21 protein-coding genes are annotated in these 25471 nt (G+C 72.0%); 7 read left to right on the top strand and 14 right to left on the bottom strand.

Annotation, left to right across the window (positions count from 1 at the left end):
- Window positions 1-65: 65 nt before the first annotated feature.
- Window positions 66-1427 (bottom strand): 4-aminobutyrate--2-oxoglutarate transaminase, encoded by a 1362-nt coding sequence (gene gabT / locus IR212_RS12220; RefSeq protein WP_194396171.1) that lies wholly within the window; start codon window positions 1425-1427, stop codon window positions 66-68.
- A gap of 91 nt (window positions 1428-1518) precedes the next feature.
- Here gabT and IR212_RS12225 point away from each other — a divergent pair, with 91 nt between their 5' ends.
- On the top strand, window positions 1519-3051 hold the full coding sequence (locus IR212_RS12225) for a PucR family transcriptional regulator (RefSeq protein ID WP_194396172.1): 1533 nt from the start codon (window positions 1519-1521) through the stop codon (window positions 3049-3051).
- Between the two features lie 443 nt (window positions 3052-3494).
- Complete coding sequence (locus tag IR212_RS12230; RefSeq protein WP_194396173.1) at window positions 3495-4895, top strand: NAD(P)/FAD-dependent oxidoreductase; 1401 nt, start codon at window positions 3495-3497, stop codon at window positions 4893-4895.
- A 189-nt stretch (window positions 4896-5084) separates the two neighbouring features.
- Here the strand turns inward: IR212_RS12230 and IR212_RS12235 are convergent, their stop codons facing one another.
- The gene (locus tag IR212_RS12235; RefSeq protein ID WP_228479293.1) at window positions 5085-6563 is read right to left on the bottom strand and encodes a helix-turn-helix transcriptional regulator; all 1479 of its coding nucleotides are present in this window, start codon (window positions 6561-6563) and stop codon (window positions 5085-5087) included.
- 202 nt (window positions 6564-6765) lie between these two features.
- Here IR212_RS12235 and aceB point away from each other — a divergent pair, with 202 nt between their 5' ends.
- On the top strand, window positions 6766-8430 hold the full coding sequence (gene aceB / locus IR212_RS12240; RefSeq protein ID WP_420488601.1) for a malate synthase A: 1665 nt from the start codon (window positions 6766-6768) through the stop codon (window positions 8428-8430).
- Between the two features lie 32 nt (window positions 8431-8462).
- On the top strand, window positions 8463-10058 hold the full coding sequence (locus tag IR212_RS12245) for an isocitrate lyase (RefSeq protein WP_194396174.1): 1596 nt from the start codon (window positions 8463-8465) through the stop codon (window positions 10056-10058).
- A 66-nt stretch (window positions 10059-10124) separates the two neighbouring features.
- Here IR212_RS12245 and IR212_RS12250 read toward each other — a convergent pair whose 3' ends face one another.
- From IR212_RS12250 to IR212_RS12270, 5 genes are all read right to left on the bottom strand, one after another.
- The gene (locus tag IR212_RS12250) at window positions 10125-10757 is read right to left on the bottom strand and encodes a response regulator (protein WP_194396175.1); all 633 of its coding nucleotides are present in this window, start codon (window positions 10755-10757) and stop codon (window positions 10125-10127) included.
- Window positions 10754-11965 carry a sensor histidine kinase gene (locus IR212_RS12255; RefSeq protein ID WP_194396176.1) on the bottom strand — a complete coding sequence of 404 codons (1212 nt, stop codon included), beginning with the start codon at window positions 11963-11965 and terminating at the stop codon, window positions 10754-10756. Before IR212_RS12255 ends, IR212_RS12250 begins: the two co-directional genes overlap by 4 nt.
- Window positions 11966-11988: 23 nt before the next feature.
- Window positions 11989-12822 (bottom strand): ABC transporter permease, encoded by an 834-nt coding sequence (locus tag IR212_RS12260; RefSeq protein WP_194396177.1) that lies wholly within the window; start codon window positions 12820-12822, stop codon window positions 11989-11991.
- Window positions 12819-13700 carry an ABC transporter ATP-binding protein gene (locus IR212_RS12265; RefSeq protein WP_194396178.1) on the bottom strand — a complete coding sequence of 294 codons (882 nt, stop codon included), beginning with the start codon at window positions 13698-13700 and terminating at the stop codon, window positions 12819-12821. The genes IR212_RS12260 and IR212_RS12265 overlap by 4 nt, the downstream gene beginning before the upstream one ends.
- 176 nt (window positions 13701-13876) lie before the next feature.
- Window positions 13877-14221: a hypothetical protein gene (locus IR212_RS12270; protein ID WP_194396179.1), complete on the bottom strand. Its 345-nt coding sequence runs from the start codon at window positions 14219-14221 to the stop codon at window positions 13877-13879.
- A gap of 169 nt (window positions 14222-14390) precedes the next feature.
- Between IR212_RS12270 and IR212_RS12275 the strand changes: the two genes are divergently transcribed.
- The gene (locus tag IR212_RS12275; RefSeq protein ID WP_194396180.1) at window positions 14391-15593 is read left to right on the top strand and encodes a pyridoxal phosphate-dependent aminotransferase; all 1203 of its coding nucleotides are present in this window, start codon (window positions 14391-14393) and stop codon (window positions 15591-15593) included.
- 818 nt (window positions 15594-16411) lie between these two features.
- Complete coding sequence (locus IR212_RS12280; RefSeq protein WP_194396181.1) at window positions 16412-17254, top strand: endonuclease domain-containing protein; 843 nt, start codon at window positions 16412-16414, stop codon at window positions 17252-17254.
- A 524-nt stretch (window positions 17255-17778) separates the two neighbouring features.
- Here IR212_RS12280 and IR212_RS12285 read toward each other — a convergent pair.
- From IR212_RS12285 to IR212_RS12310, 6 genes are all read right to left on the bottom strand, one after another.
- Entirely contained in the window at window positions 17779-18915 is a 1137-nt protein-coding gene (locus IR212_RS12285) for a UDP-N-acetylmuramate dehydrogenase (RefSeq protein ID WP_194396182.1), read from the bottom strand.
- A gap of 3 nt (window positions 18916-18918) precedes the next feature.
- Window positions 18919-19350 (bottom strand): MaoC/PaaZ C-terminal domain-containing protein, encoded by a 432-nt coding sequence (locus tag IR212_RS12290; protein WP_194396183.1) that lies wholly within the window; start codon window positions 19348-19350, stop codon window positions 18919-18921.
- Window positions 19347-19796, bottom strand: a complete 450-nt coding sequence (locus tag IR212_RS12295) for an FAS1-like dehydratase domain-containing protein (RefSeq protein WP_194396184.1) — start codon at window positions 19794-19796, stop codon at window positions 19347-19349. Before IR212_RS12295 ends, IR212_RS12290 begins: the two co-directional genes overlap by 4 nt.
- 9 nt (window positions 19797-19805) lie before the next feature.
- The gene (locus IR212_RS12300; RefSeq protein ID WP_194396185.1) at window positions 19806-20633 is read right to left on the bottom strand and encodes a sulfite exporter TauE/SafE family protein; all 828 of its coding nucleotides are present in this window, start codon (window positions 20631-20633) and stop codon (window positions 19806-19808) included.
- Window positions 20630-21508, bottom strand: a complete 879-nt coding sequence (locus IR212_RS12305) for a DUF2510 domain-containing protein (protein WP_194396186.1) — start codon at window positions 21506-21508, stop codon at window positions 20630-20632. The genes IR212_RS12300 and IR212_RS12305 overlap by 4 nt, the downstream gene beginning before the upstream one ends.
- 68 nt (window positions 21509-21576) lie before the next feature.
- On the bottom strand, window positions 21577-23478 hold the full coding sequence (locus tag IR212_RS12310) for a heavy metal translocating P-type ATPase (RefSeq protein ID WP_228479294.1): 1902 nt from the start codon (window positions 23476-23478) through the stop codon (window positions 21577-21579).
- Between the two features lie 69 nt (window positions 23479-23547).
- On the opposite strand from IR212_RS12310, the gene IR212_RS17105 reads away from it, so the two are divergent.
- A complete protein-coding gene (locus IR212_RS17105) occupies window positions 23548-23703 on the top strand; it encodes a hypothetical protein (protein ID WP_228479295.1) in 156 nt (51 codons plus the stop codon).
- Window positions 23704-23835: 132 nt separating this feature from the next.
- Here IR212_RS17105 and IR212_RS12315 read toward each other — a convergent pair whose 3' ends face one another.
- Window positions 23836-25470: an alkaline phosphatase family protein gene (locus IR212_RS12315; protein ID WP_194396188.1), complete on the bottom strand. Its 1635-nt coding sequence runs from the start codon at window positions 25468-25470 to the stop codon at window positions 23836-23838.
- Between the last annotated feature and the right edge of the window lies 1 nt (window position 25471).

Below are 25471 nucleotides of genomic sequence, written 5' to 3' on the forward strand. Positions count from 1 at the left end.
TGGAGACGGAGGGCGGGGGTGGATGCCTCGGCCCGGCGGGTTCGCACGGGCCGCGGCATCCGCGATCATGAAGCGGCGAGCGCCGCGGCGACCACGTCGAGGCCCTCGTGGAGCAGATCGTCGGTGATCGACAGGGGCGGCAGGAAGCGGATCACGTTCCCGTAGGTGCCGCAGGTGAGCACGATGACGCCTTGGGCGATGCACGCCTTGGCGACCGCGGCGGTGAGCGCGGCATCCGGCTCGCCCGTCGCGGGATCGACGAACTCGGCGGCGATCATCGCGCCGTGCCCGCGCACGTCGCCGACGCGCGGGTCGGTCGCCTGCAGCTGCGTGAGGCGGCCCGTGAGGATCTCCTGGATCTCGGCGGCGCGCTCGAGCATCCCGTCGTTCTCGAAGACGTCGATGGCCGCCAGCGCGGCCGCGCAGGCGATCGGGTTCCCCCCGTAGGTGCCGCCGAGGCCGCCCGCGTGCGAGGCGTCCATGATCTCGGCGCGGCCGGTGACGGCGGCGAGCGGCAGGCCACCGGCGATGCCCTTGGCGGTCGTGATCAGGTCGGGGACGATGCCGAAGACCTCGCTGGCGAACATGCGGCCGGTGCGGGCGAAGCCGGTCTGGATCTCGTCGGCGATGAAGACGACGCCGTTCGCGCGGCACCAGTCGACGATGGCCGGGAGGAACCCGTCCGCCGGGACGATGAAGCCGCCCTCGCCCTGGATCGGCTCGATGATCACCGCGGCGAGGTTGTCGGCGCCCACCTGCTTCTCGATGAGCGAGATGGCCTTCCTCGCCGCCTCCGGGCCGCTGAGGCCGTCGCGGAACGGGTAGGACAGCGGGGCGCGGTAGATCTCCGACGCGAACGGGCCGAAGCCGTGCTTGTAGGGCATCGACTTCGCCGTGAGGGCCATCGTGAGGTTGGTGCGGCCGTGGTAGCCGTGGTCGAAGGCGACGACGGCCGGCTTGCCGGTGTACTTGCGGGCGATCTTGACGGCGTTCTCCACCGCCTCGGCGCCCGAGTTGAACAGCGCGCTCTTCTTGGCGTGGTCGCCGGGCGTGATGCGGTTGAGCGCCTCGGCGACCGATACGTACGAGTCGTACGGCGCGATCATGAAGCATGTGTGCGTGAACTGGGCGACCTGCTCCTGCACCGCCGCGACCACCTTCGGGTGCGCGTTGCCGATCGTGGTGACTGCGATGCCCGACCCCAGGTCGATGAGCGAGTTGCCGTCAGCGTCGACGATGACGCCGCCGCCGGCCGCGACCGCGTGCACAGGGGCCGTGTGACCCACGCCCGCGGCGACGGCGCCCGCCTTGCGGTCCAGCAGCTCCTGCGACCGGGGCCCGGGGATGCTCGTCACCAGGCGACGCTCCTGCGGCAGGGTGGGACCGCCGAGGGGCGTTTCGGTGAGGGTGTCGGCTGCGCTGCTCATGGAGGGGAGCGTATGTCGGCCGCTTTCGCCGTCGCACCCTCCCGGCTGTACATTCTCGGCGTTGTGCTGTACGAGCCGTACACTCGACGTCATGGACGCCGACGCTCCGACGCTGCGCGCGCTGCTCGCCCGTAGAGACCTCCGGCTCTCGCTCGCCGTCGACGAGGTCGACCCGGCGGCGCTCGACCGTGCGATCCGGTGGGTGCACAGCACGGACCTCCTCGACCCCACGCCGTTCCTCTCCGAGGGACTCGTGCTGCTGACCACCGGGACGCAGTTCCCCCTCGAAGGCGATGACGGCCAGAACGCCGACGTCTATCGCGCGTACGTGCGCCGGCTCGCCGCTCGCGGCGTGGTCGGCCTCGGCTTCGGCACCGAGGTCGCGCGCGCCGGCATCCCCGCGGCGCTCGTGGAGGCATGTCAGGACGAGCGGATGCCGCTGTTCGAGGTCCCATACCGCACGCCCTTCATCGCCGTGGCACGGGCCAACGCCGAGGCGATCGCGGCCGAGGCGTATGCCCGGCGAAGCTGGGCGCTAGCCGCGCAGCGGGCGATCGCGCTCGCGGCGCTCCGGCCGGACGGACTGGGAGCGACCGTCGCGGAGCTGGCGAAGCAGCTGGACACCTGGGTGGGGATGTTCGACGCGGCAGGCGAGCTGTCGCGCGAGCACCCGGCCGGCGCTCTCGGGGCCGAGACCGCGGCCGCGCTGCAGCGGGAGGTGACCGGCGTGCTTCATCGCGGGGCGCGCGCGGGCTCGTCGCTGCGCATCGGCGAGACTCCGTTCACGCTGCAGACCCTGGGCCGCGGCGGGCACCTCCGCGGCGTCATCGCCATCGCCGCCGGCGACCTCGACCAGGAGGGCCGGGTGGTCGTCACCGCCGTCATCGCGATGGCGGGGCTCGCGCTCGAGCAGCAGCAGGGCCTCGGCCGAGCACGCTCGGCCCTGCGGGCCGGGCTGGTGCAGTCGCTGATGACCGGCGACCCGGGCCTCGCACGGCGCACTTCGCGAGAGCTGTGGGGGCCGCTGCCGCCGGCGCCGGTGCGGGTGGGCGTGACGGATGCCGCGGCCGCGCGCGTCGACGGCATCGCTGAGCTGCTCGAGCTGTGGGCGGAGGAGAAGCGCGGCGCGCTGTTCTTCGGCCGCAGCGACGACGGGCTCGTTCTCGTCGTGCCGGCGGAGGACCGCTCGAGCCTGGCGGAGCTGGTCGACCGCTTCGACGTGCGCGTGGGCCTGTCGGACCCGGCAGGCTACGACGGCTTCGCCGCGGCGCTCGGTCAGGCCCGCGTCGCCCGTGACCGCGGCACGGCAGGGGTCACCGCGTTCGCCGACGTCTCGCGCGCAGGCGTGCTGTCGGCGCTGGGCGACGAGGCGCGGGCCCTCGCGCGCGCCGAGCTCGCACCGCTCGTCGACCACGACGGCGCCCAGGGCACGCGGCTCGTCGAGACGCTGCAGGTGTGGCTCGACGAGGACTGCTCGCACGAGGCATCCGCTCGATCCCTCGGCGTGCACCGCCACACGGTGCGGACGCGGCTCGCCTTGGCCGAGCGGGTGCTCGGGCGGGATCTGTCGTCATTCGCGACGCGCGCCGAGCTGTGGGCCGCGCTGCGCGCCCTGGAGGACTGAGCGCTTCCCCTCTTTCCTGGCCCTCCTCGTCTGCCCGTCCCCGCGACTCGCCAAGACACGCCGGGCAGGCGTAGGCGGCTCCGGCGTGTTCTGGCGAGTCGACGGGGGGACGGGGGCGGGCGGGCGAGGGTGGGCCGAGCGGGTCCGGCCCGCGACTCGCCAAGACACGCCGGGCAGGCGCGGGCGCCTCCGGCGTGTTCTGGCGAGTCGACGGGGCGGGGGGACGGGGGCGGGCGGGCCCGGCCCGCGACTCGCCAAGACACGCCGGGCGGGCGTGGGCGCCTCCGGCGTGTTCTGGCGAGTCGACGGGGGCGGGCGGGGGCGAGCGGGGGTGGCCCGGGCGGGCCGGGGGGTGGGCCGCGGGAGACTTCGGCCGAGCGCGCAGGTGCTTCCCGACAGATCGGCCGAAGGCGAGGTCGCGTCTGCAGGGCAGGATGAAGGGCATGAGCGCGCCGACGCCCGAGAACCCGGTCCGCAACGGCGAGGTGTCGTGGTGGTGGCGCGACCTCGGTGGGACGCCGCCGGCGCGCGCGCCGCTTCCCGGCGATCTCGAGGCCGACGTCGCGATCGTCGGCGCGGGCTACACCGGCCTGTGGACCGCCTACTACCTCAAGCGCGCGCAGCCCGACCTGCGGGTGGTCGTGCTCGAGCAGCGCTTCGCCGGCTTCGGAGCCTCCGGTCGCAACGGCGGCTGGCTCACCAACACGGTCACGGGCGGGCGCGACCGCTATGCCCGCACCCACGGCCGGGATGCGGCCATCGCGCAGCAGCGGGCGCTCAACGACACCGTCGATGAGGTGGTCGCCGTCGCCGCTCGCGAGGACATCGAAGCCGACGTGGTCAAGGGCGGCGAGCTCGGCGTCGCCCGCTCCCCTGCCCAGCTGGCGCGCCTGCAGGCGGCCGTCCGCGACGAGCAGTCGTGGCCGCACACGGACGTGGAGGTGCTGGATGCCGCCGCGACGGCGTCGAAGATCCGCATCGCGAGCGCCGTGGGTGGCGTCTGGCACCCGCATTGCGCGCGGATCCACCCGGCGAAGCTGGTGCGCGGACTCGCCGAGGCGGTCGAGCGGATGGGCGTGACCATCCACGAGCAGACCCGCGTGCGCGAGATCGCACCCGGCCGGGCCGTCACCGAGCGAGGCGTCGTCCGTGCCGACCACGTGCTGCGGGCCACCGAGGGGTTCACGGCCGACCTGCGCGGCGAGCACCGCACCTGGCTGCCGATGAACTCGTCGATGATCGTGACGGAGCCGCTTCCGTCGTCGTTCTGGGACAACGTCGGATGGACCGGCCGCGAAACGCTCGGCGACTTCGCCCACGTCTACATGTACGCCCAGCGCACCGCCGACGACCGCATCGCGTTCGGAGGCCGAGGTGTGCCGTACCGCTACGGCTCCCGGGTCGACACCGACGGCACGACGCAGGCGCGTACGATCGCGTCACTGACGCGGCTGCTGCGGGACTTCTTCCCGGATGCCTCGGCCACGCCGATCGCGCACGCCTGGGCCGGCGTGCTCGGCGTGCCGCGCGACTGGGCGTCGACCGTCGGGCACGACCGGGCCACCGGCCTCGGATGGGCGGGCGGCTACGTCGGCACCGGCGTGACGGCGACGAACCTCGCGGGGCGGACCCTCGCCGATCTCGTCCTCGGCCGCGACACCGACCTCGCCCGCCTGCCGTGGGTAGGACACCGAGCGCGGCGCTGGGAGATGGAGCCGCTGCGCTGGACGGCGGTGCACGCCATCTACGCCGCCTACCACGCGGCCGACCGGTTCGAGGCATCCGGATCCTCTGCCCGCACCGCCTGGCCGGCGCACGTCGCCGATCTCGTCGCCGGCCGCTGACACCCGCGGGAGGCCGCGCGCGCCGGCCTTCGCCGAGCGCACGGCCTGGCAGCGAGCGCACGACCTCCCAGCGCCACCAAGCCGGACGCTCGACGCGAGCCCGTGTATTCGCCGGCGGCCGACCGCGCGACCCGGCGCCGCACGACGCGCGGCCCGCCGCCGCACGACCGCGCGACCCGCCGCGGCACCTCAGCGCGGCGCGTGGGCCTGCAGGAACTCGTAGACGTCGGTCGTGTCGACTCCGGGGAACGCCCCCGTGGGCAGGGTCGCCAGCAGCGTGCGCGGGGTGCGGACGTTCGGCCACGACTGCTCCCGCCACGCCGCCTCGAGCTCGGCGGGGGCGCGGCGGCAGCACACCTCGACGGAGTGCTTCGACACTCCGCGGTTGGGGGTGTCGCGGCCCAGGAACCACCTCGTGTCGTCGAACCGCACCCCCACCGACACCGAATGCGCACCCTCGCTCGAGAGCTCGACGCGGGCGGTGCACCAGTACGTGCCGTTGCCGGTGTCGGTGTACTGGTAGTACGGGTTGAAGTGGTCGTCCTCGTCGAAGACGACCCGCGACGTCCACCTGCGGCAGCACATCTGCCCCTCGATCGCGCCGAGGCGGTCGGTCGGGAAGTTCACGTCGTCGTTCTCATAGGCCTTCGTGATGGTGCCCGACTCGTGCACCTTCAGGAAGTGCACCGGGATCCCCAGGTGCACGGTCGCCAGGTTCGTGAAGCGGTGCGCCGCGGTCTCGTACGACACTGAGTAGGCGTCACGCAGGTCCTCGATCGAGATCGCGCGGTCCTTCTTCGCCTCTTGGAGGAACGGCACGGCGTGCGCCTCCGGGATGAGCAGCGCGCCGGTGAGGTAGTTCGTCTCGACGCGCTGGCGGAGGAACTCGGCGTACGACGTGGGCTCCCGGTGTCCGAGGATGCGGCTCGACAGCGCCTGCAGCAGCGCGGTGCGCGGGTCGCCTTTCGCGGTCACCCTGCTGGAGAGGTACAGCCGGCCGTTCTTGATGTCGGCGACGGACCGCGTCGTCTGCGGCAGGTCGGGCACGTAGTGCAGCGTGAACCCCAGGTGGGCGGCGATGTCGGACGCCGTGCGCTGCGTGAGGGGGCCGCCCGGATGGTCGACCGCCGCCAGGATGCCCCGGGCCTGCTCCTCCAGCTCGGGGAAGTAGTTGTTCTGCGTGCGCATGAGGCGCCGCAGCGCGACGTTCGCGCGCCGCGCCTCCTCCGGCGTCGCTGCGCGCTCGTCGCGCAGCCGCTCGATCTCGCCCTGCAGGGCGAGCATCGCCTTGAGCGCCTCGGTGGGCACGGTCTTCCCGATGCGGAAGGGCGGGATGCCGAGCGCCTGGAAGGTCTGGCCGCGCATCGCCCGCTCGAGCGAGATTTCGAGCGTCGCGCGCTCATCGAGCGGCTCGGACTCCAGGATCGCCTCGATGGATGAACCCAGCGCCCGGGCGATCGCCTGCAGCAGCGTGAGCTTCGGCTCGCGGCGGCCGTTCTCGATCATCGACAGCTGACTCGGCGCGCGATCCACCGCCGCGGCGAGCTCTTCGAGCGTCATGCGGCGATCGGTGCGCAGCTGCCGGATGCGACGGCCGATGGTGAGCGGGTCCACCTCCTCATCGTCGGGGCCTTCTGCGCGCAGATCGGGGGTCAGCGTCGTCGTCATGCCGCGAGTCTGTCACGAAACCAGAAAAATGCGCAAAGTTCACACCCGAATTGGTCGGTTGCGGCGCCGAACTTCACCGGATAGTGGTCTCACGCCTCACCGCCGAGCCACGCACGACGCGGACAAGCGGATGCCTCGCACCGGCGCACACGCCGGTCGAGGCTCCGCCCTCACACACTCGTTCACACAGGAAGGCAGGCACATGACTCCTGCGACCGCCACCCCGATGCGCACGCGCACCGGCCCCATCCCGACCCAGACCCACCAGCCCTCGATCGAGATCGCCGGCCGGCTCGCGCCCCGCTACGACGAGATCCTCACCGCCGAGGCGCTGGCGTTCCTCACCGAGCTGCACCACCGCTTCGGCGCCCGCCGGCACGACCGGCTGGCCGACCGCATGCGTCGCCGGTTCGAGATCGGCAACGGCCACGACCCGCAGTTCCGCGACGACACCGCTCACATCCGCAACGATCCCGACTGGCGCGTCGCCGGCGCCGGCCCCGGCCTCGAGGACCGACGCGTCGAGATCACCGGCCCGACCGACCCCAAGATGACCATCAACGCGCTGAACTCCGGTGCGAAGGTGTGGCTGGCCGACCAGGAGGACGCCACCAGCCCGACCTGGCGGAACGTCATCGAGGGCCAGCTGAGCCTGCGCGACGCCATCCGCGGCGAGCTGTCGTTCACCAGCCCGGAGGGCAAGCGCTACGAGGTGACCGCGACCGAGACGCCGACCATCGTGATGCGACCGCGCGGGTGGCACCTTCCCGAGCAGCACCTTCGCTTCACCGACCGCACCGGCCGCACGATGGCCGCGTCGGGGTCGCTCGTGGACTTCGGGCTGTACTTCTTCCACAACGCCCAGGCGCTGATCGCGAACGGCCGCGGCCCCTACTTCTACATCGCCAAGCTCGAGTCGAGCGAAGAGGCCAAGTTGTGGGACGACGTCTTCGCGTTCAGTGAGCGCTACGTCGGAATCCCGCACGGGACCATCCGCGCGACCGTGCTCATCGAGACGCTGCCGGCCGCCTTCGAGATGGAGGAGATCCTGTTCGAGCTGCGCGACCACTGCGCGGGCCTGAACGCGGGCCGCTGGGACTACATCTTCTCGATCATCAAGAACTACCGCGGGCGCGGCGCGCGCTTCGTGCTTCCCGACCGCAGCGAGGTCACGATGACGGTCCCGTTCATGCGGGCGTACACCGAGCTGCTGGTCCAGACGTGCCACAAGCGCGGCGCCTTCGCGATCGGCGGCATGAGCGCCTTCATCCCCAACCGCCGCGACCCCGAGGTCACCGAGCGCGCGTTCGAGAAGGTGGCCGCTGACAAGAAGCGCGAGGCCGGCGACGGGTTCGACGGCACCTGGGTGGCGCACCCCGACCTCATCCCGGTAGCCCGCGCCGAGTTCGACGCCGTGCTGGGCGAGCGCCCGAACCAGCTCGACCGCCAGCGCCCCGAGGTCCAGGTGGCGGCATCCGATCTGATCGACGTCCACATCGGCCGTCCGATCACGGCGGCGGGCGTGCATGGCAACGTGTCGGTGGCGATCCGCTACATCGAGGCCTGGCTGCGGGGTCTCGGCGCCGTCGCGATCGACAACCTCATGGAGGATGCCGCGACCGCGGAGATCTCCCGCTCCCAGGTCTGGCAGTGGATCCACCAGGACCGCACGACCGAGGACGGCACTCCGATCACGCGTGAGCACGTCGAGGGACTGATCGCCCAGGTGCTCGGAGAGGTGGACCGCCGAGACGGCGACCGCTTCGACGACGCGGCGGAGATCTTCCGCGACGTCGCGCTCGGCCAGGACTTCCCCGCGTTCCTGACCCTGCCCGCGTACTCGCGCTTCCTCGTCGAGACCCAGTGACCAGGCCAGCCGCCCCGACAGAAGGACACGACATGACCACCTACCAAGACGACATCGACGCGATCCAGGCCCTGAAGGAGCAGCACGGCCCCGGCTGGGAGTCCGTCAACCCCGAGTATGTCGCCCGCATGCGCGCCCAGAACCGGTTCCGCACGGGGCTCGACATCGCCCAGTACACCGCCGACATCATGCGCCGCGACATGGCGGAGTACGACGCCGACTCATCGGCGTACACGCAGTCGCTCGGCGTCTGGCACGGCTTCATCGGCCAGCAGAAGCTCATCTCGATCAAGAAGCACCTGAAGTCGACGAACAAGCGCTACCTCTACCTGTCGGGGTGGATGGTCGCGGCGCTGCGGTCGGAGTTCGGCCCGCTCCCGGACCAGTCCATGCACGAGAAGACCGCGGTGCCGGCGCTCATCGAGGAGCTGTACACGTTCCTCCGACAGGCCGACGCCCGCGAGCTGGACCTGCTGTTCACCCAGCTCGACGAGGCGCGTCGCGCCGGCGACGAGACGGCGGTCGAATTCATCCAGTCGCAGATCGACAACCACGAGACCCACGTGGTACCGATCATCGCCGACATCGACGCCGGCTTCGGAAACCCCGAAGCGACGTACCTCCTCGCCAAGAAGATGATCGAGGCCGGCGCCTGCGCCATCCAGATCGAGAACCAGGTGTCGGACGAGAAGCAGTGCGGGCACCAGGACGGCAAGGTCACGGTCCCCCACGAGGACTTCCTGGCCAAGATCAACGCCGTGCGGTACGCGTTCCTCGAGCTCGGCATCGACAACGGCATCATCGTCGCCCGCACGGACTCGCTCGGCGCGGGCCTCACCCAGAAGCTCGCGGTGTCGAGCCGGCCGGGCGACCTCGGCGACCAGTACAACGCGTTCCTCGACGTCGAAGAGATCTCGGAGGCGGAGCTCAGCGACGGCGACGTGGTCATCCGGCGCGACGGCAGGCTGCTGCGCCCGAAGCGGCTGGCCAGCAACCTGTACCAGTTCCGGCCGGGCACCGGCGAGGACCGCGTCGTGCTCGACTGCATCACGTCGCTGCAGAACGGCGCCGACCTGCTGTGGATCGAGACCGAGAAGCCGCACGTCGAGCAGATCGCCGGCATGGTGGACCGCATCCGCGAGGTCGTCCCCGATGCGAAGCTCGTCTACAACAACAGCCCGTCGTTCAACTGGACGCTCAACTTCCGTCAGCAGGCGTACGACCAGCTCGCTGCGGAGGGCACGGATGTGTCGGCCTACGACCGTGGCGACCTGATGAGCGTCGAGTACGACGACACCGAGCTGGCGCGGCTGGCCGATGAGAAGATCCGCACCTTCCAGCGCGACGGCTCGGCGCGCGCCGGGATCTTCCACCACCTGATCACCCTGCCGACGTATCACACGGCCGCGCTGTCCACCGACAGCCTGGCGAAGGGCTACTTCGGCGACGAGGGCATGCTCGCCTACGTCGCGGGCGTCCAGCGCCGCGAGATCCGCGAGGGCATCGCGACGGTGAAGCACCAGAACATGGCGGGGAGCGACATCGGCGACAACCACAAGGAGTACTTCGCCGGCGACGCGGCCCTCAAGGCCGGCGGCAAGGACAACACGATGAACCAGTTCTCCTGAGCAGTGCAGACGACGGATGCTGCCGACCACATGGGTCGGCGGCATCCGTCGTGTTCACATCCTGCGTCAGGACAGCAAGCCGCGCTCCATCGCCAGTGTCACCGCACGCGTGCGATCGGCGACCCCCAGCTTGTCGAAGACCTTGATCAGGTGCGTCTTCACCGTCGACTCCCCGATTCCGAGCGCGACAGCCACCTGCTTGTTGCTGTGGCCGGTCGCGACGAGCCGCAGCACGTCGAGCTCCCGGCTGGTGAGCACGGTGTCGGGCTCGGGGCGGCGCATGCGCTCCACGAGACGCACCGCGACCTGCGGCGACAGCGCAGACTGCCCGGCGGCGACCGAGCGGATGCCCGCGACGATCTCGGCCTGCGGCGCCGCCTTGAGGAGGTAGCCCGAGGCGCCCGCCTCGATCGCGGCGAGGATCTGGTCGTCGGATTCGTAGGTCGTCAGGATCAGCACGCGCGGCGGAGGGCTCCCCGCCTCTCCCCCGACGATGCGCGCGGTCGCCGCGACGCCGTCGACGCGCGGCATCCGCAGGTCCATCAGGACGACGTCGGGGTGCGTGGCGGCCGCGAGGCGGACCGCCTCATCGCCGTCGGATGCCTCCGCCACGACGTCGAAGCCGGGCTCGTCCGACAGCAGGCCGGCCAGGCCGGCGCGAACCACCGGGTGGTCATCGGCGATGAGCAGGCGGATCACGGCGCGACCTCCGCGGGTGAGTGCGCGCCCGGCCGCGGCGTGCCGTCCGCGCCCAGGGGGAGGCGGACCCGCACCGTCGTGCCCGCGCCCGGCGCGGAGTCGACCTCGAGCGTGCCGCCGGCGAGCGCGACGCGGTCTCCCATGCCGTCGATGCCGAAACCCGCCCGGGACTCGGAGGGGTCGAACCCGCGGCCGTCGTCGACGATCTCCAGGGTGGCCACGCCGTCGCCGCCGGTCACGGTGACCGAGACGATCGTCGCCTGCGCGTGGCGGGCGACGTTGGACAGACCCTCCTGCACGCAGCGCAGCAGCACCACCTGCCGATCCCGGTCCAGCGCCTCGGCGGCGGCATCGACGGCGACGTCGATCGCGGCTCCCGCCTGCGCCCGGAAGCGATCCGCCAGCCGCTCGATCGCCGCGCCGAGGGCCGGCTCGTCGGGAACGGCAGCCGTGCGAGCAACCAGGGCACGCGCCTCGGCGAGCGCGTCGCGGGCCACCTGCTCGACGGTCGACATGGTCGAGGCGGCGGCATCCGCTGCTCCTTCCCGCGACTGCCGGCCCGCCCGCTCGGCGAGGATCACCAGACCGGCAAGGCTCTGCGCGAGTGTGTCGTGGATGTCGCGGGCCAGTCGCTCCCGCTCCTCGGCGGCACCGCGCTCGTGGCTGAGGGCCCGAACTTCGGCCTGGGCGGCGGTGAGCTCCTCGACCAGGCGGGCACGCTCGTCGCCGTACTCCGCGATCCCCGAGATCCACAGCCCGAGCGCCGTCGCGAAGGCGAAGGAGAAGCCCGTCGACGCGAGCCCCGCCAGCACCGCGCCGGTGGTGGACCCGCCGCCGATCACGTAGCCGGCCAGGACCGCCACGGCGATCACGGCGGACCCGATCACGCCGTTGCGGCGCGTGTCGCCGATCACCCACACCAAGGGATAGGCGAGCGCCTGCAGGATCGCGAGGAATCCGGTCGCCGCGGTGCCGACGACGAGGATGACCGCCAGCGCCACGAGCAGCCACACGAACCGGGGCGGCGAGTGGGGTTCGCCGATGACGGGGCGCGCGATGATCAGGTACATCAGGACGAAGGCGACGATCGCCGCGTAGGCGACCGTCGCCTCGACCGCGTCCACCGGCACGAGGCCGAACGCGAGCGCGACCGCGGTCGCCGCCGAACCGGCGACGACCGCGGCATCCCACCAGCGCTTGCGGAGCATGGTCCTCCTGTCCCTGTGCGAGGCTACGCGTTGCGACGGATCCACCGGAAGGTGGCGAGGGAGATGATGAGCCCCACCACGAGCCAGATGCCCAGGGCCGCGGCGACGCCCGCCAGGTTCCACTCGCCGCCCTGCTCCAGAGTGGCGTACGCGTCCGGCAGGAACACCGCGCGCATGCCCTGTGCCATCCACTTGAGGGGGAAGAGCGACGCGACGTTCTGGAGCCACTCCGGCAGCTGCCAGAACATCAGGTACACGCCCGAGATGAACTGCAGGACCAGCCCCACGGGGATCACGACCGCGGTCGCGCTCTTCGCGGTGCGCGGCACGGTCGACAGGGCGATGCCGAGGAGGGCCGACGTGGCGATGCCGAGCACGAACACCCACGCGAAGGTGAGCCACTGCGTGGGCTCGGTGGGCAGCGGCACGCCGAGGGCGAGGCCGGCGACCGCCAGCAGCAGCGCCGCCTGCAGGACTCCGGTGACCAGCACCTGCGCGATCTTGCCGAGGAAGTAGCTCACCGGGGAGAGGGGCGATCCTCCCAGTCGCTTCAGCGTGCCGTCCGCCCGCTCCAGCGCGATGTCGATCGCGAGGTTCTGGAATCCCGAGAGCAGCAGCCCCGCGGCCATCATGCCCGGAAGGTAGAGCTGCGCCATCGGCACCGCCGGCACCCCCGGTGCCATCTGCACGTCGCCGTCGCCGCCGAACGCCACGCTGAACAGGCCCAGCATGAACACGGGGAACAGGAAGGTGAAGAACAGCGTGTCGCCCGAGCGGAAGTACTGCTTCAGCTCGAACTGCGCCCGCCACAGGCCGGTCGGAACGATCCCCGGCACCCGAATCGCCGTCGTGCTCATCGCACCGTCTCCTTCATCTCCGCCGCCGGGACACCGGCAGCGCTCGCAACGAGTTCCAGATAGATGTCCTCCAGGCTGGGGCGGACGATCTCGAGCTGCTCAGGCTCGTACCCCAGTCGCTCGGTGAGCTCGGCGACGAACGCGAGCGGCGCGGCCGCGCGCGCCTCCCGCAGGACGCCCTGCTCCTGCCACCGGACGAGCGGCACGCGGGCCTCCGGTCCGCCGAAGGTCTCGACGGGGCCCACCGCCCGCAGCCGGCCGTCGGCGATCACGGCCACCCGGTCGGCGAGCTGGGCTGCCTCGTCGAGGTAGTGGGTGGTCAGCAGGATCGTCGTGCCGTCGGCCTTGAGCCCTCGGATCAGCTCCCAGAACTCGCGCCGGGCCTCGGGATCGAAGCCGGTGGTCGGCTCGTCGAGGAAGAGCAGCTCGGGGCGCCCGATGATGCCCATCGCGACGTCGACGCGGCGCTGCTGTCCGCCCGAGAGCTTCGACGTGCGCATCTTCGCCTGCGCCTGGAGGCCGACGGCGGAGATCACCTCGTCGACGTCTCGCGCGTTCGGGTAGAAGCCCGCGAACTGCCGCAGCTGCTCGCGCACCGTGAGCAGGCCGCTCTGGCCGCACGTCTGGAGCACGATGCCCAGGCGCGCCTTCCACTCGAGCCCGCCCTGCTCGGGGTCCATCCCCAGGACGCTCACCGCGCCGCCGCTGCGGCGCCGATAGCCCTCGAGGATCTCGACGGTCGTCGACTTGCCGGCGCCGTTGGGGCCGAGCAGCGCGAAGGTCTCACCGCGCGCGATGTCGAAGCTCACGTCGTCGACGACGGCTCGGCCGTCGTAGCTCTTCTGCAGGTTCCGCACCTGCACCGCTGGAGTTCTCATGCCTTCAGCCTCGCCGCAGGGCCCGGGCGCTCCCAGCCCTCATCCGCAGGAGGAGGCATCCCCCATCCGGTGGAGGCGCGCGTCCACCGGGCGCGCATCTGCGCTCGATCGACCGGGCTGCCGCGGGCGCTCCCCCGGCCGCCACTCCCGGCGCCGCGTGCAGACGGACGGCGGGTTCAGACGCTGCGCGCGCGCCCCGACACTGAGGATGCGCGGATGCCGTCGGCCGAGGCATCCGCCCGCTCTTCCGCGTGGAGCAGCCGCTGCCCGCGGATGCCGCCGGCCAGCGCCCACGCGAGCAGCCAGACGCCCGAGGCCACCGTCACGATCATGGCGACGCGCAGCCCGGTGTCGATGTCGAGGAGGACGGCCAGCGCGATGAGAGACACCACCCCGCCGAGGATGGCCCCGCCCGCGCCGATCCTGGTCAGGACGCAGCCGTGCGCGAGCCACCACGCGATCCCGCCGGCGACGACCAGCACGATGGCGAGCACGACCGCACTCCAGATCCAGGCGTCCACGAGGCACAGGCTACCCCGGCCGCGCGGAAGGCGGAAAGGGCTCGCCGCATGCCGGCGCCGAGGCGTTCCGGACGCACTGTCGCGGGGCGAGACCACCCCCGCACACCCGCCCTCGCCCGGTGCGCACTGCCCGGCTGAAGTGGCGCGCCGCGCGGACTACGCTCGAAGCGTGACCGAACGCGCACCGCTCTCCCGCAAGCTCTCCGCCATCGCCGAGTCCGCCACGCTGAAGGTGGACGCCAAGGCCAAGGCGCTGCAGGCCGCCGGACGCCCCGTCATCTCGTATGCGGCGGGCGAACCCGACTTCTCGACCCCGTCGTACATCGTGGATGCCGCGGCCGAATCGCTGCGCGACCCCGCCAACTTCCGCTACACCCCGGCCGCCGGTCTGCCGGTGCTGCGGGAGGCGATCGCCGCCAAGACGCTGCACGACTCGGGCCTCGACGTCGACCCGACGCAGATCATCGTCACCAACGGCGGCAAGCAGGCCGTCTACCAGGCCTTCCAGACCGTCCTCAACCCCGGCGACGAGGTCCTCCTCCCCGCGCCGTACTGGACGACCTACCCCGAGGCGATCGCACTGGCCGACGGCGTTCCCGTCGAGGTCTTCGCCGGAGCCGAGCAGGAGTACAAGGTCACCGTCGAGCAGCTGGAGGCGGCCCGCACCGACCGCACGACCGCTCTCGTCTTCGTCTCGCCGTCGAACCCCACCGGCTCGGTGTACACCGCCGAGGAGACCACCGCGATCGGCGAGTGGGCTGTCGAGCACGGCATCTGGATCGTCTCCGACGAGATCTACCAGAACCTCGTGTACGAGGGCACGCGGGCGATCTCGATCGTGGAGGCGGTTCCGGATGCCGCGGCCCAGACGATCCTCGTGAACGGCGTCGCGAAGACGTACGCGATGACCGGCTGGCGCGTCGGCTGGATGGTCGGCCCGAAGGACGCCATCAAGATCGCCGGCAATCTGCAGTCGCACCTGTGCTCGAACGTCAACAACGTCGCGCAGCGCGCAGCGCTGGCCGCGCTCACCGGCCCGCAGGGCGAGGTCGAGCAGATGCGCCTCGCCTTCGACCGCCGCCGCCGCGCCATCGTGTCGGAGCTGTCGAAGATCGACGGCGTCACCGTGCCCAACCCGCTGGGCGCGTTCTACGCGTATCCCGACGTGCGCGGGCTCCTCGGTCGCGAGTGGGCCGGGGTCACCCCTACGACCTCGCTCGAGCTCGCCGACCTCATCCTCGAGAAGGCGGAGGTCGCCGTCGTGCCCGGCGAGGCCTTCGGCCCCTCCGGCTACCTGCGCCTGTCGTACGCCCTCGGCGACGAGGCACTGCTCGAAGGAGTCCAGCGCCTGCAGCGCCTGTTCGCCTCGTAGTTCGCGTCCTCCGCCACTCGCCACTCGCCACTCGGCACTCGCCACCGGCCACTCGCGACTCGCGACTCGCGACTCGCCAAGACACGCCGCGCCGCGCTTCCGCCGCCGGAGTGTCTTGGCGACCCCGCCGCACTTCCGCCGCCGGAGTGTCTTGGCGACTCGCGGCCGGGAGGAGCGCGGGGCGGGCGCGGGCGCGTTGGATGCGCGGGTGCGCGGATGCCTCGGCCCCGAGGCATCCGCCCTGCAAGTCCGTCCCCCGCCACTCGCCACTCGGCACTCGGCACTCGCCACCGGCCACTCGCCAAGACACGCCGCGCCGCGATTCCGCCGCCGGCGTGTCTTGGCGACTCGCGGCCGGGACGAGCGCGGGGCGGGCGCGGGGGCGTTGGATGCGCGGGTGCGCGGATGCCTCGGCCCCGAGGCATCCAACATGCAAGTCCGTCCCCCGCCACTCGCCAAGACACGCCGGAGCTCGCTTCCGCCGCCGGAGTGTCTTGGCGACTCGCGGCCGGGAGGAGCGCGGAGGCACGCGGCGGCGCAGGGCGTGCGCACGGGCGCGGGGCGCAGGCGCGCGCGGAAGCCCTGGCCAACTCCAGTCGCCGGGACACGCCGCTTCGCTCGCCGCCAACCGGAGTGTCTTGGCGAGTGGAGGCAGGGGCGAGTTAAGGCGGGGCGAGCGCCCGCTGGGCTCCTCCCCAGCGCCGCGACGCGAGCGATACTCCACGAGCTTGCGTGAGTGGATCTCGAGGAGAGCGGACGGGAGACACCATGGCGTCGTGCATCATCCGTTGCCAGCCGAGTTGGGAAGCGCGTTCGCAGTGCGGCAGGCACGAAACCTCGGCGTCTCCTCGGGGCGGCTGCAGGCCAAGCGCCTGACGGCACCGTTCCACGGCGTTCGGGCTCAGCGGCTGATCACGGATCTCGAGCGAGTGACAGCACTGTTCGAAGTTCTTCCGCCGCACACGTTCGCGTGCGGTCCCACCGCCGCGGTGCTGCATGGGATGCCTCTTCCGCTCGCGCTGGAATGGCAGGCGCTTCAGCGGCCGGTCATCGGCGTCGCACTGCCCGCGAACAGGATCCGCCGCGCGGGCGTCGTCGGTCGCGCTCTTCGGCTCCGGCCAGGCGATGTCGGCGTTGCGAGGGGCATCCGCGTCACGACTCCCGCACGAACCTGGGTGGACCTCGCGGCGCTCATGTCCCTTCCCCGGCTCGTAGCCGTCACCGACCACCTCATCGCCCGACGGCGGCCCTTCATCTCGCTCGCGGGACTACACCAGGTGCACGCTGAAGCGGGAGCGGGTCGCGGTGCGCGTGCGCGTGCCGACGCGCTGATACTGTGCTCAGCAGGATCCGAGTCGCCGCGAGAATCGGAGCTCCGCGCCATCCTGCGGCTGGCGGGGCTGCCGATGCCCGAGACGAATGTGGAGATCTACGACCACGAACGGTTCGTCGCGCGCGTCGACATGCTGTACCGCGCTGCCGGCGTCGTGGTCGAGTACGACGGAGAGCACCACGTCACCCCCGCGCAGTGGAGCCGCGACCAGCGGAGACGCGCCGAACTCGAGTCGCTGGGGTACCGCGTCGCTGTGGTGACAGCCCGTGACTTCGACGACCCCACGGCGATGATCTCGCGCATTCGCCGGTACCTGTCGGCCGCCTGAGGATCATCCCTGCCGTCGCCCCGAGGCCCCGGGCGATACCCGCGCTCGACGGCGCGGGCGCGACATCCCCTCACCCCTGACTCGCGCGGGCGCCGCGAGTCGCCAAAACACGCCGCACCGGATGCCGCCACCCGGCGTGTCCTGGCGACCCAGAGTTGAGTCGGCTGGCCAGGGCCCCGAACGGCTCGCCTACGCGCCCCGACTCGCCAAGACACGCCGCACGGGATGCCGCCACCCGGCGTGTCTTGGCGACTCAGGGTTGAGTTCGCTGCCCCACGGCCAGCCGAACGGCACAGCTACCGGCCCCGAGTCGCCAAGACACGCCGCACCGGATGCCGCCACCCGGCGTGTTTTGGCGACTCGGGGAGCAACGCGCCGGAGAGCCCCGGCGCGGTTGGCGACTCGGGGAGCAACGCGCCGGAGAGCCCCGGCGCGGTGGCGACTCAGGGAGCAACGCGCCCGAGAGCCCCGGCGCGGTCCGCGACTCGGGGAGCAACGCGCCCGAGAGCCGCGGCGCGGTGGACCTACAGCTCCACTCCGAGCAGCACGGGCTCGGGCTGCAGGATCAGCCCGAACTCGGACTGGACGCGACCCTGGATGAACCGGGCGAGCTCGGCCAGCTCCGCCGCGGTCGCCTGGCCGCGGTTGGTGAGCGCCAGGGCGTGCTTGGTCGACAGACCGGCGCGAGACCGGGGCAGCTTGAACCCCTTGCGCACGCCCGCGTGCTCGATGAGCCACCCCGCGCTCACCTTCACGTCGGACTCGACGGCGGCAGGCGCGGGGACGAGCCCGTCGAAGTCTTCGAGCGGGATGACCAGCACCGGGTCGAGGTCGGGGTGCACGGGCCAGCGCGGGCACTCCTCGGGAAGCGTGCGGGCGAAGGATGCCGACACCACGGCGTTCTGGAAGAACGACCCGGCGCTGTACGTGTCGGGGTCCGCGGGGTCGAGGACCATGCCCTTGCTGCGGCGGGTCTCGAGGATTCGGTCGCGGACCCAGGCGAGCGTCACCTCGTCGTCGGGCCCGAGGCGCAGCGCGGACCGCAGCTGGTCGCCGGCGATGCGCCGTGCCCCGTGGCCCACCTCGGGCAGGTCCAGCGTGACCGACAGGATGACGGCGCGGCGGGCGGGCACCGAGCCGTAGTGGTGCTTCAGCACCGACGTCCGGAAGCCGAGGCCGAGTTCCGATGCGGGCACGGTCGAGACGTCGCCGCTGGACTCGTCCAGGAGCTCGACCTCGCTGAGCGTCTGGACGATCTCCTGGCCGTACGCACCGATGTTCTGTACCGGCGCGGCGCCGACGGTGCCGGGAATGCCCGACATCGCCTCCATCCCGCCGAGGCCCGCCGCGACCGCGTACGCGACCAGGTCGTCCCAGTCGTGGCCCGCCTGCACCTTGAGGCGAGCGCGGCCCGCCAGCGGCGACGGCATCCGTTCGATGCCCTTCGTGAGCACGCGCACGACGGTGCCGTCGAACGGCCCGTCGCCGACGAAGAGGTTGGATCCGCCCCCGAGCACGAGCCAGTCGTCGCCGGTCGACCAGACGTCGCGCAGGGCGTCGACCAGCTCTGCGGCGGTGTGAGCCTCGATCATGCGTGCGGGGAGGCCGCCGGTGCGCAGCGTCGTGAGCCGCGAGAGCGGGACTGGGGTGACTTCGGGCATGCGTCAGGCGGTCCGCACGCGCACCTGCGCCTTGACCAGCACCGTGGTGCCGGCGGCTGACACGGTGAGGTCGATGCGGGCGGAGTCCTCGTCCACCGCCCCGACCTTCGCGACCACGGTGACGTCGGCGCCGGCCTCGGGGTCGACCACGACGGGTTTGGTGAACCGCACGCCGTATTCGAGGATGCGACCGGTGTCGCCGAGCCAGGACTCGACGGTGCCGACGGCGAGTCCCATCGTGAGCATGCCGTGGGCGAGCACTCCGGGCAGCCCGACGGCGGCAGCGACGTCGTCGCGGTAGTGGATGGGGTTGAAATCTCCGGATGCCCCGGCATAGCGCACGAGCGATTCACGGGTGAGATGCACCGTGCGCTCGGCGACGACGTCGCCCACGGCGAGCGCGCCGAGCCCGGAGCCGGTGGACGCGGCGCTCACTGGTCGCCCTCCCCCACGAGCAGGACGGAGGTCGCCGTCACGACGTGGGCTCCGCCGGCATCCGTGATCTCGGACTCGCTCGTGACCATGGACGCGGCGCCCATCGCACGGATGCCGGTGACCGAGAGCTTCGCGGTCAGCTCATCGCCGGCGACGATCGGCCGGGTGTAACGGAACTTCTGCTCGGCGTGCAGCACGTTCTGCAGCACGATGCCGGAGTCGGGCTCGCCCAGCAGCTGCTGGAGCGTGGCGTCGGTGACCACGATCGCAAAGGTGGGAGGGGCGACCACGTCCGCGTAACCGAGGGCCTGCGCGGCGGAGAGGTCGATGTGCTGCGGGTCGTCGGCGAACACGGCGCGGGCGAACTCGCGCACCTTCTCGCGGCCCACGAGGTAGGGGGTCGTCGGCGGGAAGTCACGCGCGACGAGCTCGGGGTTCACTGGCACCAGGCCATCCTACCGAGCGGTCTTGCGCCCCCCGGCCGGGCGGGTCCGCCCGCGCCAGGCCCGGATCCCCATCTGCACGGCGATGACCACCAGGTAGGCCGCGAAGAGCGCGTTGGCCACGAAGGGGTCCACCAGCACCGCCGCCCACGCCCCGAGGGCCGTCGTCGTGCACGCCGCGATTCCGATGATCGCCGCGGCCACCAGGTCGACATTGACGCGGCGGACGTTGCCGATGGTGCCCGACACGGCGGTCGGGATCATCATCAGCAGCGACGTGCCCTTGGCGACGAGGTCGCTCGTGCCGAACAGCACCATCAGCGCGGGGACGACGATGATGCCGCCGCCGACGCCGATGAGGCCCGAGAGGATGCCGGTGACAACTCCCAGCACGACCAGCGCGGCACCGGTCAGCCAGGTCAGGACCAGCTCCGCGTCGCGCGAGGGGATCACCACGAAGAGGCTCACGATCACCGCGACCAGGAACCCGACGAAGGCCGAGCGCAGCACGGTGAGCGACAGCCGGGGCAGCAGCCACGTGCCTACCTGGGCGCCCACGACCGCCCCGGCGGCGAGGAGCAGCGCGGCGATCCACGCCACCGAGCCGTGCACCGCGTACGAGATGACGCCCACCGTCGCCGTCGGCACGATCGCCGCCAGCGACGTGCCCGCTGCCAGGCGCTGGTCGAAGCGCAGCAGCATCACCAGGAAAGGCACGATGACGGTGCCGCCTCCGACGCCGAACAGCCCCGACAGAACCCCGGCCAGCAGGCCGATCCCCACGCAGGTGAGGACGAAGCGGGCGTCGCGCGGCGGCCGGATCGTCTCGGGTGCGCTCATCCCTCGGCGACGTCGTCGACGAGCCACGCGCCGCCGGATCGGACGACGGTGTACTCGTACACCGCCGATCCGGGCGTGGCGGCGGCGTCCTCGCCGATCTCCGAGAACGTCTCGGTCGTCGTGACGAGGATCTCGTCCTGGACGGTCTCGACGTCCGTCACCTCGACGTTGTACTCGTCGAGCGCGGCGTTGAATGCGGCGGCCTGGTCCTGGAAGGCGGCGCAGTCGTCGAAGCCGTTGGCCGCCCGGAACTGCTCCGTCGTCGCCTCCGCGAGCACATCGCAGTCGCCCTGCTGGTAGGCGGCGTCGAAGAGCTCGACGGCGGCCACGGCCGACCGCTCGTCGTCGGACTGCGCGGCACTGCCCATCGTCGACGCCGACAGCATCAGCAGCGGGATCAGGACGGCGACCGCGATCACGATGCCGAGCAGCACCACGCCGAGCACGACCCAGACGATCCACAGGCGTGACTTCCGCGGCTCGGTCGCGGCCGTGAACGCCCCTCCTGCGGGCGCCGCGCCCGCGTAGGGCGCCGCATACGGGGGCTGGGTCTCCACAGCGACAGGCGAATCCGCGGTCGCAGCCGGGTGAGCCGGGGAGGGAACGGATGCCACGGCTGAGCCGTCCGCGGGCGCGGCGGCGCCGGGGGCGGCGACAGCCGGGGTCAGGGCGGCGGGCTCGGTTCCCGCGGGGCCGCTCTCCGACCGGCCCAGGTCGTCGGTGAAGCCGAGCTGTGCGGCCACGATCTCGGCCTCGGTCGGGGCATCCGACGGCTCCGGATCGGGCTGCGCGACGTGCTCGGTCCAGTGACTCCCGTCCCACCACCGCAGGGCGCCGTGGCCGTCGTCGTACCAACCGGGAGGAGTCGTGGTCATGCACAAACCCTATCCCCGCGGCGGACGAGGCGGCGGGGACGGATGCCTCCCCGCCGCCTCGCCGGCCGTCAGCGGCCGAGCGCAGCGCGAGCGCTGTGCTCGGGGATGAGGTCGAGGCGGCGCAGCAGCTGCGCGTTGAGGGCGACCACCACCGTCGACAGCGACATCAGGATCGCCCCGACCGACATGGGCAGCACGAAGCCGACGGGGGCGAGCACACCGGCGGCGAGCGGCACCGAGACGAGGTTGTAACCGGCCGCCCACCAGAGGTTCTGCGTCATCTTGCGGTAGCCGGCGCGCGACAGCTCGATCACCGAGAGCACCGAGCGCGGGTCGCTCGAGGCCAGGATGACCCCCGCCGATGCGATCGCGACGTCGGTGCCGGCGCCGATGGCGATGCCGACGTCGGCGCGAGCCAGCGCGGGAGCGTCGTTCACGCCGTCGCCGACCATCGCGACCTTGAGGCCCTCCGCCTGCAGCTCGGCGACCTTGGCGGACTTGTCCTCGGGTCGCACGCCGGCGAACAGGCGGCGGATGCCGAGGTCTTCGGCGACCGAGCGGGCCACGGCCTCGGCGTCCCCGGTGATCATCACGACCTCGACCCCCAGCGCGTGGAGGGACTCGACGGCTTCGCGCGACTCGGCACGGATCTCGTCCGCGAGCGCCAGACCGCCGACCACCTCGCTGTCCTGCACCACGTGCAGCACGATGGAGCCCCGCTCACGCCAGGCCGCGGCGGCCGGCACATCGGTCCCGCCGATCTCCTCGAGGAGGCGCGGACCGCCGACGCGCACGCGGTGGCCTTCCACGGTGGCGCTCACCCCGACGGCGGGCGAGGACTCGAAGGCCGAAGCGGGCGCGAGGGTGAGGCGGCGCTCCCGAGCTGCGCGCACGATGGCGCGCGCCAGCGGGTGCTCGCTGTCGAACTCCGCCGAGGCGGCCAGCGCCAGCACGCGGTCGGCGTCGACGCCGGTCACCGGTGCGACATCGACGACGGTGGGCTCGCCCTTGGTCAGAGTTCCGGTCTTGTCGAAGAGCACGGCGTCGATGGTGCGCATGCTCTCCAGCGCCAGCCGGTCCTTCACCAGCACGCCGCCCCGAGCGGCGCGCTCGGTCGCGATCGCGACGACGAGCGGGATGGCGAGACCGAGCGCGTGAGGGCAGGCGATCACCAGCACCGTGATCGTGCGGACGACCGCCTGGTCCGGCATCCCGAACGCGGTCCACACCACGGCGGTGACGGCGGCGGCGCCCAGCGCGAACCAGAAGAGCCAGCCCGCGGCGCGGTCGGCGAGACGCTGAGCGCGCGACGTCGAGTTCTGGGCATCGGCGACGAGCCGTCGGATGCCGGCGAGCGTGGTCTGGTCGCCGGTCGCGGTCACCTCGACGCGCAGTCCGGAGTCGGTTGCGACGGTTCCGGCCGTCACGTGATCGTCGACAGAGCGGGCGACCGGCCGGGATTCGCCGGTGACCATCGACTCGTCCATGTCGGCGCGTCCGTCGACGATGCGCCCGTCTGCCGGCACGCTGCCGCCCGGTCGGACGACGACCACGTCGCCGACGCGCAGCTCGCCGGGGGCGACGGTCACCACGCGGTCCCCCTCCACGCGTTCGGCCTGGTCGGGAAGGAGGGCGGCCAGCGAGTCGAGCGCCGATGTGGTCTGCGCGAGCGAGCGCATCTCGATCCAATGGCCGAGGAGCATGATCACGATGAGCAGCGCCAGCTCCCACCAGAACTCCAGCTCGTGGTGCAGCAGGCCGAGGCTCGCTCCCCACGACGCGAAGAACGCGACGGTGATCGCGAGGCCGATCAGCAGCATCATCCCAGGTCTGCGCGAGCGCAGCTCGGAGACCGCCCCGGTGAGGAAGGGCCCGCCGCCCCAGAAGAACATCACCGTGCCGAGCACCGGCGGGATCCAGGGGACGACGGCGGCGTCCGGGAGGGGGTAGCCGAGCAGCATCGCGAACATGGGCGAGAAGGCGACCACCGGGACCGCGAGTATGAGGTTCGCCCAGAACAGCCGGCGGAAGCGGGCGACGTGGTCGGCTCCATGCCCGGCGTGCCCGCGGTGGCCGTCGCCGTGCTCCTGGCCGGCGTGATCGGTGTGATCGTGGTGCTCACCGTGATGACCATGCTCGTTCTGATCGAGCCGGCGGCCCCCGTCACCGGCGGGGCGGTGGGCGACAGCGCCTGACTGTGCACTGTGCTGCGGATCGTTCACGGGTCTCTCCTCACGAGCCATCGCATCTGTTATACCCCCATGGGGTATTGAGGACAACGCAGGACCTCGAAGGCTATTCCCTGGCCCGAATCGGCCGCGATGCGCTCAGGGCACGGAGCCGAAGGCGGCGAAGAAGCGGTCGCGGACCGCGTCCATCCGCCACACCGGCGACTCCCGCGTGGGACGCAGCCCAGGCTCCCAATCCCACTGGGCGATCGCCTCCGCCACCGCGGGATCCTGGGAGATGATGCTGATCGGCACGTCACGCCCGGCGTCGTGGCCGGCGACGATCCGTCCCGGCTGGTGGTCGCCGAGCGCGATGACGACGAGGTTGGAACCGTCCACGTTCTCGAGGAAGGAGAACATCGCGTCGAGGGCGTACTCGATGGACCGGCCGTAGTACCGCTGCACCCTCTCCGGGTCCTCCCACACCTCATTCGCAGAAGCGCTGCCGGACAGCTGCCCGTGGTAGATCGAGCCGTCGCCGACCTGCTGCCACGGCACGAGCTCCGGAAGCGGTGCCCACGGCGTGTGCGATGACACCAGGTCGATCTCGGCCATGACGGGTGCCGGCGACGCGGCGAGCTCACGGTCTGCAAGGTGCTTCCAGACGTACTGATCCGGGATGCGGGCGTAGCCGAACGACGGTCCTCGATAACCGAGGTTCGTGGCATCCCACATCTGGTCGAACCGATAGAAGTCCCGGCCCGCCGGCCACGGCTGGGTGTTCGACGGAACCACGCCCACCGTCCGCCAGCCTGCGTCGGCGAACGCCGCGCTGAGCGTGAGCCGCTCACTGCCCAGAACCTCGCTGTAGGCGGTCTGCGAATCGATCCACACGCCGCTCTGCAGCGTCGCATGGGCCAGCCAGCTGACTCCCCCGAACGTCGGGGAGGTGAGCCACGCGCTCCGCGCCACGTATCCCTGCGCGGTCAGCGAGGCTTCGGCGCGGTCGAGAGTCTCGTTCACCCCCGCGGAGAACCCGGCGCCCTCGAGCGCGACCCGCCCGTAGCTCTCGATGAAGGCGACCACGACGTGCTTGCCTCGCAGCGCGGACAGCAGATCCGTCGGGGCGACATCGGCGTACGGGTCGTCGGCGATCTCGCGAGCGACGGCCTCCCGAGCCTGCAGAGCCGCGACCGACCGCGACACCGCCGAGCCGACGGAGCTCGTCGCTGCCGCGGCGGCGACGGGCTGCGTCATCCCGAACGCCACGGCCGGCCACGCCACCACGATCCACGCTCCCGTGACCGCCGCGAGCGTGCGGCGGCCGCGCTGAGGACGGGTTCGGACGACGACGTCGATCCGGAGCACGGCCCACGCGAGCGCCCACGAGGTCGCGATGAGCAGCGCAAGCGCGACGGCCACCACGGCCGACGCCGGCAGCGCGCCGATCGCGGCGGCGAGGACCCCGTAGGCGTCGCCGAGCTGCGGCCAGTCCAGCGGCACGAAGCGCGTCCCGAGAGCCGCGTCGTACCCCCGGTCGATGGCGGCCAGCACGACCGCGAGGCAGACGAAGACCCCGAACACGCCGGCCAGGACGACGCGGATCCTGCGGGACGGGACGACCGCGACCAGGAGCAGGATCACCAGCGATTCCGCCGGGATGGCGACCAGCCCGCGCATGGAGCCGGTGGCGATGGCGCCGGGAAGAAGCGGCAGCGCGATCAGCAGGACGACCGCGGCCGCGGTCGCCGCGCGACGGCGGCGAGGACCGCCCCAGACCTCGGCCGGTCGCACC

Origin of the sequence: Microbacterium atlanticum (assembly GCF_015277815.1) — a bacterium.
GTDB lineage: Bacteria > Actinomycetota > Actinomycetes > Actinomycetales > Microbacteriaceae > Microbacterium > Microbacterium atlanticum.